This window comes from Nostoc sp. ChiQUE01b (assembly GCF_034531255.1).
Classification (GTDB): domain Bacteria; phylum Cyanobacteriota; class Cyanobacteriia; order Cyanobacteriales; family Nostocaceae; genus Nostoc.
On record NZ_JAVRBM010000093.1, the window covers coordinates 8,801 to 21,748 of the forward strand.

A 12,948-nucleotide genomic window follows, 5' to 3' on the forward strand; every position below is an offset into this window, starting at 1 on the left:
ATGTCAGAGATAAACGAATTGTTTGGGATCTCCGACTCAGCAATGGTGAACGATGGGGTAATAATGCCCTTAATTGAAGATCCATTGAAGTTGAGTCAAGGAATCGGAATAATTTCAAACAATCCCTCGGCATCACCTGTTGGATCTCCCAGTACAGACCTTTTTACAATTAATACTTCATTATCATTAACTGCCTTTGCAGAACAGTCTTCTATAGCTTCAGTACCTCTATCACTAACACCAAATTTAAGTAACACCACAAGCACTAGCTTCGATCCAATTACAGGTGTAGCAGGAGATCAGCCCTTAATTGGCCTGCTGAGTAAAGATGAAGTCACTCCTAGCTTATTGAACGTATCTTTTAAAACACAAGAAACTAATATAACTCAACAGCAAACTAGCATTATCAGTGAGCCTGTTGAGACAAACAATCCCCCCCGTCTTAACCAACTGACACCAGAAATATTAGAAAGATTCCGTAGCGAAGCGATCGCTCGGTGGGCAAGTGCAGGCATTACTCCAGGAGAACAAGGTATTCTCAAGGAAGTGCAATTAGCGATCGCCGACCTACCGAGTTTAAAGTTGGGTTTAACTTCTGGTAATGTCGTTACCATTGACCAAGATGCAGCAGGTGCTGGATGGTTTATTGATTCTTCACCTAGTGATGATGTCGAGTTTAGTAACATCATTTCAGGAAGTCAGTTGCAGTCGATTGAAAGTGACCCAGCTTTTGGTCGTGTAGATTTGTTGACGGTAATGACTCACGAGTTTGGTCATGTACTTGGACTAGATCACTTAGATACTAACCAGGTAATGAGTGAGGCATTGGCGATCGGAACAAGACACTTGCCTATACAGTCAATTTTAGAAATTAGCAAAGCAGATGAACCCATAAATGAAGCATTAGAGCTAAATTTACCGACAATTTCGGCTATTAATGGCACAGTTAACGGTGATTTAAGTACAACTGATATAATTAATCCCACTCGTAGTGGTAGGTATAGTGATGATTACCAGTTAATTGATTTTACAATTGGGAAACTTGTTACGCTTGACTTATCCTCTTCCAACTTTAACACTTATCTACAACTGATTAATGTAGATACAGGGCAAGTAATTAGTTCGACTAGTAACTCACTGTTAAGGTTTACCCCTGTTGATGGCATCAACTATGTAGTGCGGACTACCAGTTACTACAGTGGTGAAACAGGAACGTACACCCTGATTGCGACCTCTGGTGCGCCAGATTTGGTAATCACTGCTGCAACTGCACCCAGTACTGCTCCAGAACGCAGTACAATTTCCTTAACTTGGACTGTCAGCAACCAGGGAGAAGCAGTAGCAACAGACTATTGGTATGACTACGTTTACTTGTCAGACAACACCATTTTTGATAGCTCAGACCGCTACATTGGTAATCTCCGAGCTGGCTCTCAAATTCCACTAGCCCCAGGTGCCACTTACACAAGCATCCAAGATATGGCACTACCTCAACGGGTAGGAGCAGGAAAACAGTATTTGCTATTTGTTGCTGACGCAAACAATAACATAATTGAATTAAGTGAAACCAACAACGTCCGGGCGGTTCCCATCGACATTACCGTACCGGATTTGGTAGTAACAGGAGCAACTGCACCGATTGCTGTCACAGTAGGTAGTAGTGCGGAAATTTCTTGGACGGTACTCAACCAAGGCAACGTGCAGGCAACCCATAGCTGGTACGATCGCATTTACCTGTCCAATGACCAAACTTTGGATGGTTCAGATACTCAAGTAGCTGTATTTAATTCAGGTATCTCTGGTACACCTGTCGCTCCAGGAGATACTTACAACCTAAGCAAAACTGTTACCATCCCCAATACTGCTTTAGGAAGCCGTTACCTGCTATTTGTGGCAGATGCAGATAATAATCAGTACGAAACAAATGAAGGTAACAATATCAAGGCAATTCCAGTTGAAGTTAACGCTCCTGACTTAATTGTTTCTAATGCCTCTGTACCCACTACTGCTGCACTGGGTGAAGAAATTACTGTCAACTGGCAGGTAACAAATCAGGGGAGTGTTAGTGCCGATAGTGACTGGTATGATTATTTTGTTTTGTCAGATGACCAAATCCTAGATTATTCCGATGATTACATTGGATACAAGTGGATGGGTGACGAAACTCCTTTAGCTAGCAATAGTAATTACAATGCTACTGAAAATATCATTATTCCTAGCTATGTTAAAGCGGGTAATCGTTATTTATTATTTGTTGTCGATCGAGATAATCACCAAGGCGAAAGCAATGAAAATAACAACGTCAAAGCAGTCCCCATTAGCATCAAAGCAGCGGATTTACTTGTTTCCTCAGTTATAGCTCCCAGCACTACCAACCCAGGCGAGAGTATAGACGTTTCTTGGACAGTAAAAAACCAAGGGGATGTGAGCGCCACCAACGACTGGTATGACTACGTTTTCTTATCCTACGATCCAGTTTACGACAGTTCAGACACTTACCTTACAAACTTCTACAACTCCACAGCCTTAGCAAAAGATAGCACCTATACTGTCAATCGAAATATAACGCTACCTACTCAGGGGATTGGTAGTCCAGGGATGCGGTATTTGTTGTTCGTTGCTGATACTTATAATTATCAGAACGAAACTAACGAAGATAATAACGTTGTAGCCGTACCATTTACTATCAATGGACAAAATGCAGATTTGGTGGTGTCATCTGCGACGGCTCCCAATACGGCAGTGGTTGGTCAACAAATTCAACTTGAGTGGACTGTCAAAAACCAGGGAGCAGTAGCAACTTCCAGATATGACTGGTATGATACCGTGTACCTGTCGAGTAAACCAACATTTGATAACTCGGCTGTCTATTTAACCGATAGTTATTCGGGAAGCTACAACTCGTACCAGCCTTTAGTGTCAGGAGCTAATTATACCGTCACAGAGAATATCACTCTACCAAGCAATGTCAACGGAAATCAGTACCTGTTGTTTGTTGCAGATGGCTACAACTACTTGGATGAATTTGATAATACCAATAACGTCAAGGCAGTACCCATTAAGATAAATGCTCCCGATCTGGTTGTTTCTAATGCTACTGCTCCTGTTCGAGCTTATGCTGGAGCGCAAATAGAAGCAAGTTGGACAGTTCAAAACCAAGGAAACGGCGTTGCATTGACTCAGTGGTACGACTCCGTGTATTTGTCCGATGACGACACGCTTTCTACTGATAATGACATTTTACTAAAGGATGTACAGCCGCAAAAGTTATTGCCTTTAGATAGCGGCACTGGTTATACGGTGACGCAACTACTTTCGTTACCTAACACTGTAACAAAGGGCAGTAAATATTTGCTATTCTTGGCAAACCGGGGTAATCGGCAAGGTGAATCAAATGAGAACAACAATGTCAAAGCCGTTTCCATCAGCATTGTTGACCCGGAACCGAATCTGCCTTTACTGCAAACGGGTAGTCCAGTCCAAAACCAAAATAGTCCAGAGCTACCCACCAACCCTAATACAGCTACTTACATTCCCCTTCCTAGCAGTTCAACCACAGGATTGCTAGGTGAATATTATCTTTTTGGCAACAGTCTGACTACCTTTCCTGACTTTAACACTCTGCAAGCCACGTACACCAAAGTTGACTCACAGATAAACTTCAACTTTGAAAATAAGAATCTTGCTGGTATTCCAGGCTTGACAGATAATTTTGCAGCCCGATGGACTGGAAAAATTAATATTGCAACAGCAGGAAATATAACTTTTTACATTACCAAAGATTATTACACTAGTGGTAATCGCCTTTATATTGATGGGCAGTTGGTGATTAATAATCAAGGATATTACCACCAAGAAGCCTCTCAAGTAATTAACCTGACTTCAGGTGAGCATGACCTGCGCCTAGAATTTTTCGATAATTATGATTACAATGATTACGATGATTTCGATGATTACTATAAATACTACGGAAGTGGCATAAGTCTCAGTTACACTCCAGTTGGAGGCAGTAAGCAGCTAATTCCTACCAGTGTTTTAACACCAACATCTCTAACACCACCTGAAAACTTAGCTGATTTGAAGATTAGTGGTGTCACTGCTCCCACCATGATCGTGAAAGGGCAAACTATCAACACTACTTGGACTGTTACCAATCAAAGTAGTAATATTACTCAGAGTCGTTGGTATGATAACATTTACCTTTCTGATGACCTTACCTTAGATAGCACAGATACACTAATAACTGGCTTTACCGCAGATACGGACTTGGCATCTGGTAGTGCCTATACACAAACCAAGAGCATCATAATTCCGACGACTGCTGGGTTGGGAAACAAATATTTGCTGTTTGCGGTTAATCCAGATAACACTGAAATTGAGAGCGAACGTACTAACAATGCTTACGCTTTGCCAGTGACAATTACCAACCCAGACCTGATTATAACAGCAGCAACAGCTCCATCGACAGCAGCCGAGCGCTCATCAATAACGGTAAACTGGACAGTAAAAAACCAAGGTAATGTACCAACAAATGCCAATAGCTGGTATGACTCAGTTTACCTTTCTGACAATACTGTTTTTGATAATTCAGACCGCTACATGGGTAACATCTGGATTAACGAGAACCAAGAAGCGGGAGAAACTTACAGTCAGAGCCATAATTTTACATTACCACAAAATACTGGGTCAGGGAAATGGTATGTGCTGGTAGTAGCTGATAATGGCAACTATCAAAAAGAAACTAGTGATGCCAACAATGTCTATGCTATCCCGGTTATTATTACAGTTCCCGACCTGACTATTACCACCAGCAGTACTCCTACAACAGCAGCAGTTGGTGAAACAGTTGCTGTATCTTGGACAATAAAAAATTTGGGAGATGTATCAGCAGCAGCAGACTGGTATGATTCAGTTTATCTCTCAGATGATGCCAAATTTGATGTAACAGACACCTATGTTGCTGACTTTTACCGCAGTAATTCTTCTCCTTTAGCAGCAGGTGCAAGTGAAGTTCGCACTGGAAATATTATAATTCCCAATTCCCAACTGGGACAACGTTATTTGCTGTTTGTCGGAGATCGCCGGAATTCTCAAAGCGAAACTGACAAAACTAACAACGTCTGGGCAACTCCCATTACCATCACTGCCCCGGATTTAGTAGTATCAGATGCCACAGCGCCAATTAACGCCACACAAGGGGAAAGGGTATCAGTGTCTTGGACAGTTACAAATCAGGGAGATGTTGTTGCTGGAAGAGACTGGTATGACTCTGTATATCTTTCTGACGATGCGACCTTTGACGGCTCAGACCAATATATCACCGACCGTTGGATCTCTGAGCAAACCCCATTGGCGGCAGGGGCTAACTACAATATTACGCAAAACATCACCATTCCCACCTATGGCAAAGCAGGTAGCCGTTATTTACTGTTTATTACAGATAGATATAGCAACTACCAAGGCGAAACTAACGAAAATAACAACGTCAAAGCAGTCCCTATCTACATTAAAGCTGCTGACTTGGTAGTTGACAACGCTAGTACGTCTGCAACGACTGCTGCCCCTGGTTCTACCCTTTCACTCTCCTATACAGTGAAAAACCTTGGGTCAAGCACAGCTTCTCAGGATTGGTATGACTACATTTATTTATCTAACGATGCCGTTTACGATAGTTCCGATTCTCAACTTTACTACAGACTGACTTCAGTAGAAACCCCACTAGCAGTAGATGGTACTTATACGGTCAATAATATTAGTGTCAAGTTACCCAATAATATACTTGGTCAAGCAGGGAACCGTTACCTCCTGTTTGTAGCAGATAGGAACAATAATCAGAGTGAAACCAACGAAAATAATAATGTCAAAGCAATTCCCCTAACAATTACAGGTCAAAATGCTGACTTAGAAGTGATGGCAGCATCAGCACCCAATGTGGTGTCAACGCAGCAAACTGTATCGGTATCATGGACGGTAAAAAATACAGGCTCGTTAGCAGCAACAAATGGGAATGGCGGCTGGTATGACCGGGTTTACATTTCCAATGACAGTACCTTTGATGCCAGCGACATTAGTATTAGCAATTATTATTACTCAGACTGGGTTTCAGCACCACTGGCAGTAAATGGAGAATATACTCGGACTCGTGAGATTATAATTCCTCAAGGAAGGAATGGCAGCCAATATTTACTGTTTGTTGCAGATGCTAACAATTACCAGAGCGACTACAACAAGGCGAATAACGTTCGTGCAGTCCCAATAATAGTCCAATCTCCTGATTTAGTAATTACTAACGCCACAGCCCCAATCAAGAGCTATCCCAATTCGCGCATCGAACTCAGTTGGACTGTGAAAAACCAAGGTAATGCCAGTGCTATTGCAGATTGGTATGACCGGATTTATCTTTCGGATGATGAAATCCTGAATACAAACACAGATACACTACTTAAACAGATATCTACAGACAACTTGACACCGCTAATCGCAGGGGATGAATATACTGTCAGCCAGTTGTTAACATTACCCAGCACTACCAAAATTGGTGGACGTTACCTATTATTTGTAGCAGATATCTATGATGCCCAAGGTGAAATTAACGAAAACAATAATGTTAGAGCAATTCCGATTGCCATTGGTGATAATGACCCAGACTTAGTAGTCACTTCTGCTGCTGCTCCCACCACAGCCGTCTTGGGAGAATCCATCACAGTTAACTGGACTGTCAAAAATCAAGGTACTATAGAAGCTTCAGCAGATTGGTACGACACAATATATCTGTCCGATGACCAAACCCTGGACAGCACTGATGTGGCCGTTTCCTCCCAGAGTACTGCCCAAATGTCCCCACTAGGTGTGGATGGTACTTATAACTTTAGCCGCAGTATTACAATTCCCAACACTACTACGGGCAACCGTTACTTGCTATTTGCTGTAGATGCAGGCAAGCAACAAAGTGAAAGAGACGAAACAAATAACGTTCGTGCAGTGCCAATTACACTGACAGCACCAGACTTAATAGTCAGCGATGCCAGTAGCACTGTTTCCGCCGCCACCTGGGGCGAAACCATTCAGGTTTCTTGGGTAGTAGCCAATATTGGAACAGTCGCAGCAGCTGCGACTTGGGGCGACCAAATTTACATCTCAGATGACGCTATCCTGGATGGGACTGATAAGTTTGTAGCCACTTTTAGTGCGGCTGATAACGTGCCGTTAGCTAGCAATAGCAACTATACACAAATGGCGAAGAGCATCACAATTCCGATTAATTCGGGAACTGGCAGCAAATACCTGCTATTTGTCACAGATGCCAACGATGCTCAAGGTGAAACCAATAACAGCAATAATGTCAAAGCTATACCAATTGATGTTCAGGCACCCAATCTACAGGTAAGCCAAGCTAATTCTCCAACAAGTGGAACGTGGGGCGAAGTTATTCCAGTTTCGTGGACGGTGACTAATCAGGGTACAGGTACTGCCCTAGCTGATTGGTGGGACTATGTTTACCTCTCCAGCAATCCAATTTTAGACAATGGTGATACCTATTTGGATAGCTCATCGGCAGCAACTCAAAGTCCGCTCTCTTCTGGTAGTAGCTACGACTTTAACCGCAATATTACGATACCATTTGCTACTCCTGGCAACTGGTATTTGTTGTTTGCCACTGACAACGGCAACCAACAAGCAGAGAGCAACGAAACAGATAATGTGCGTGCTGTTGCCTTTGAGGTAAAAGCACCTGATTTAGTCGTTACCACTGTGACAGCACCGACTGAGAGTATTTTAGGGGCGACAATCCAAGTTTCCTGGACAGTAACTAACCAAGGAACTGGTAATGCCCTGACAGATTGGTATGATTACGTTTATTTATCAAAAAATCAGACACTAGATGGTGCAGACACTTCCTTGGGATACTTGTGGACAGGCGATAAGACCCCATTGGCAGCAGGAGCTAGTTACACAGTCGGTCAAGATGTTATACTTCCCAATGTAGCAGCCGGGACTTGGTATTTGTTAATTGGCGCAGACCGAGACAATTATCAAGCTGAGACGAATAACGATAATAATGTCAAAGTAGTTGCAATTGAATTGGGTGCGCCGGATATTGAATTGACGGCTGCAACTGTTCCTAGCACTGCTAGCTTAGGCGAAACAATTCAGGTTGGTTGGACTGTTACCAACACGGGAAATCTTGTGGCTCCGGCAGATTGGTCTGACTACGTTTACTTGTCAGATGATGCCACAATCGATGAAACTGATACTTTACTAAACTACTTATCAGCAGCCGATAAAACACCCCTGAGCGCTGGTAGTAGCTATAATCAAACCCTTCAGGTTACTATCCCTGGTACAGCAAGAGGTAATAAATACTTATTGTTTGTTGCTGATGGCAACAATGTACAAGGCGAAAGTAACGAAAACAATAATGTACGTGCCAAAGCATTGACGGTCAATGCCCCCGATTTAATTATTTCTGCCGCTACATCTCCAAATCGGGCTATTTTAGGCGAAACCATAGACGTTTCTTGGACAGTCAACAACTCTGGTAGTGGCTCGGCAATCGCTGACTGGTACGATAGCATTTATATTTCTAATGATACGAACTTCGATGCCTCAGATACCTTACTTACCGACATCTGGACTGGAGAAAAAACCCCATTAGCACCAGGGGGCAGTTACAACATTGCTCAAAAGATTACTGTTCCCAATACCGCCACAGGGAACCGCTATCTCTTGTTTGTGGCAGACCGCACCAATAGGCAAAGTGAGACTAACGAAAGCAATAATGTTAAAGCTGTTGCTATCACCTTGGGTTCAGTAGACCTTGTACCCAGCATTACCTCATCACCAACAACAGCCACATCCGGTACAACCGTATCCTTAGAGTGGTTAGTAACTAATACAGGCTCAACAGATGCCCCTAGTAATTGGACTGACCGCATATATCTTTCCACAGATAATAAATTTGATAATAGCGATTTACTCCTCAAAGAACTCCAGCATGATGGACTTTTGGCAGCAAATAGTAGCTATGCAGCACAGCTTAACCTGAATTTACCTCTTTCTGTGAGCGGCGATCGCTATTTATTAGTAGTCACAGATGCCAACAAACAAGTAATTGAAATCAGTGGTGAAGATAATAACGTTGCTAGCAGCTTAATTCAAATCGAACTAGCGCCCTACGCAGATTTAGCAGTTTCTAATATTACAGCACCTACCTTAACCATCGGCGACCCAGCAAGTGTAACCATCGATTGGACAGTAACCAACCTTGGCAATGGCATCGGTAAAACCAGCACGTGGGTTGACCGAATTATTGCTTCACTCGACAGTACAATTGGTAACTCAGACGATATTGTACTAGCGAACTTCACCCACAATGGATTTTTAAATGTTGGTGAAAATTACACCCGTTCGGAAAAACTACGCCTCTCTCCCGGTTTCCAAGGTCGGTATAACTTATTTGTCCAAACTGATGCCACTGCTCAGGTATTTGAGAACAGCTTAGAGGCAAATAATACCAATACTGCTAATAATACCTTCAGCGTCGTGACTATTCCCTACGCAGACTTGCTAGTTTCAGAAGTCCAAACACAAGCAACTGCTAGCAGCGGTCAATCAATGCAAGTATCCTGGAAAGTTGCTAACTCTGGCATTGGGATAACCAACACCAGTTCTTGGACAGACCGTGTTTCATTAGCAAGCGACCCCGAAGGCAAAAATATCATTGCCAACTTAGGAAGCTTTGAACACGTAGGCACATTAGCCGTAGGTAAGACTTACAATCCCTCTGTTGATGTTACCCTGCCCAACGGACTTTCTGGTAATTACTACCTAGTTGTAACTACAGGTGGGCCATTCGAGTTCATTTACACTGATAACAACAGCCGCACCTCGAACGCAGTTCAAGTAAATTTCACTCCTCCTCCCGACTTAGTAGTAAGCAAGGTAACATCTCCCACAGCAGCCCAATCTGGTAACAAAATTGACGTATCTTGGACAGTAGACAACTCCGGCATCGGTGATGCAGTTGGTTCTTGGACAGACCAAGTATTCCTCAAACAAGTAGGTTCTGGACAATTAATTTCCTTGGGCAATTTTACTTATGGTAACGGACTACAAGCAGGTAAAAACTACACCCGCTTTGAACAGTTTGTTTTACCTTCTACTCTGCAAGGTTTGTATGAGGTTGTAGTCAAAACTAACACCACAAATTCTCTCTATGAAAATAGTGCTACTGATAACAACACTAGCAGTACAAATCCCAATAATCTCTTAGTTAGTTTAACTCCTCGCCCTGACTTGCAAGTAAAGGAGATTATTGCACCGACAACAGCCAATGCAGGTGGCACGATTTCCTTGGACTTCATCATCAGCAATGAAGGCACAGTTGGCACAAATACACCGAACTGGCAAGACCGCGTTTATTTGTCACTGGATGACAAAATTAGTTACGATGACCTCTCCTTGGGTAGTTTTAGCAATGGCGCAGCCTTAGCATCTCTTGAAAGTTACCGCACCCAAGCTAATACCCTGGTGATTCCCAAATACTTCCGGGGTGAAGCTTACCTGATTGTCCAAGCAGATGCTTCAGGGCTAGTAGATGAATATCCCCAAGAATCTAACAATACTAAAGCAGTCAAATTAAATATAAATTCACTTCCACCTGCTGACTTAGTTACAAGTAATGTAATTGCTCCCACCCAAGTATTTGAAGGTTCTAAGATAAAAGTCCGCTACACCGTCACAAATTTGGGAATTGGCGAAACCGACCGAGATAGCTGGACAGACACCATTTGGTTAACTCGCGACAAAAATCGACCATCTCCAACTAACAGGGAAGGAAAGACAGAAGATATTCTCTTGACTAATATCGGACACAACGGCTCCTTGAAAGTTGGTGACAAATATGAAGCTGAGATAGATGTTACCATACCAGGTCAAGTCAGCGGCGAGTGGTACATTAGTGCTTGGTCAGATGCATATAACATCGTTTTAGAAGACACCCTTGATATCAATGCCAATCCAGATGACCCCACAGAACTGGACAATAACAACTACAAAGCTAGACCAATTACCATCCTGCTGACACCGCCACCGGATTTAGTAGTAACAACAGTGGCACCCACAACTCAAGCAGTTGGCGGACAACCATTTAGCGTTTCTTGGACAGTACAAAACCAAGGTGCTAACGGCATAGCAGCAAGTAATTGGGTTGACAACGTTTACCTATCTGATAGTCCCACACTCAACGCACCGGGAGCCAAGCAATGGTTCTTAGGTAGCGTTGGACACTCCTCAAGCTTGGGAGTGAATGAAAGCTACACTGCAAAACTTGATACCATCCTCTCTCCAGGTGCTAGCGGTCGCTACATCATTGTTCAGACTAACTCCAACGGTGGCGTTTGGGAAGGGCCTTATACCAACAACAATCTCCTGAATGCCAACACTCTTGTCACCAGCACTCCAGCCGACTTAACTGTAACAAATGTCAAGACTCTGCCGCAAAACTTCTCTGGAGAACGTACCACCGTTGAGTGGACGGTGAAGAATATCGGCAGCGATATGTGGTCTGGAACGCGCTACTGGTATGATGAAATTTGGGTTTCCCCCGATTCCACCTTTATTCCCGGACGGGCAACTAAAGTCGGATTTGTTCCCTATAGTCCCCAACAACCATTACGTGCAGGTGAGAGTTATACCCAAAAGCAAGATATTACCCTCCCCGCGGGAATTGGTGGCGAGTACTATATCTACGTTAGTACAGATTACAGCTATGACATAAATACCCAACAATTCCGAGGTGAAATTCCCGTAAGCGGTGACAACAACTCACTGCGTGGCAGCTTTGAATATCGCGTATTTGAAGACACCACAAATAATCTAAGTAGCGCCCTGCTCCCCGTCACCTATAAAGAAGCAGATTTAGAAGTTACTAATTTAGTAGTCCCTGAAACATCACCCACTTCCGGTCAAACAATAAGAGTCAACTGGACAGTCAGCAACACAGGTACCCGCGATACCAGAGAAACTTCCTGGTCTGACCGCGTTTACCTATCGCGCGACGAGTCTTTAGACTTCAATGATACGTTCCTTGGAGAATTTGCTCGTCGCGGTAGCTTAAAGCAGGGTCAATCTTACATCGGCAATAGTGAATTTACTCTCCCAGATGGCATTGATGGTAACTTCTATTTATTAGTATTTACAGACTCAAACATTAGTAAAGGGTACAATAGACTCACTTATGAAAACGTTAGCCAGACATTAGCTCGCGTACCTGAATTCCAGGATGAAGGTAACAATATTACTGCCGCACCATTGACAGTTACCTTGCAACCACCAGCAGATTTACAAGTAACTTCAGTTATTATCCCCGAACGCGCTACCACCGGACAAAGTTTCAATCTGGAATACACCGTAGAAAATTTTGGTACTGGTGGTACACCCGCTAGACAAAATCGCTGGAATGATTTAATTTACTTATCAAAAGATGAATTCTTAGATTTACAAAGCGATCGCTATCTGGGATATGTAGAACATACTGGCTCCTTAAGTGCTGGCGGCAACTATACAGTTAACAAAACTCTACAACTGCCGACTGATTTTGTAGGTTCTTACTACGTCTTTGTCATCACCGATGCACCCCAGTCTAGCCCTCGCGGTATGGTGTTTGAAGGCAATAACGAAGGTAATAATGCCAAAGCCAGTACTCAACCCTTGGTGCTAGAACTACCACCGCCAGCCGATTTACAAGTAGACGAAATTACGATTCCGAGTTCGGCTAAATCTGGCGAACAGGTACAAATTAGTTGGAAAGTCACCAACTATGGCGACAATCCAGCTAGCGGAGAGTGGAGTGATGCAGTTTACTTATCCACAGATGCAGTTTGGGATATCAATGACCGAATGATTGGGCGAGTAACCCATAGTGGTAACTTAGCAAAAAATGCTGAC

General features: G+C 43.2%; 1 protein-coding gene (running past one end of the window). It reads left to right on the forward strand.

Features of this window, described 5'->3' with window-relative positions; genetic code table 11:
- Positions 1 to 12,948, forward strand: partial view of a CARDB domain-containing protein gene (locus RMY63_RS35185; protein ID WP_322733133.1) — the beginning only. It continues 14,208 nt past the right edge of the window; the window shows 12,948 of its 27,156 coding nt (coding positions 1–12,948); it begins with the start codon at positions 1 to 3; its stop codon lies off the right edge, out of view.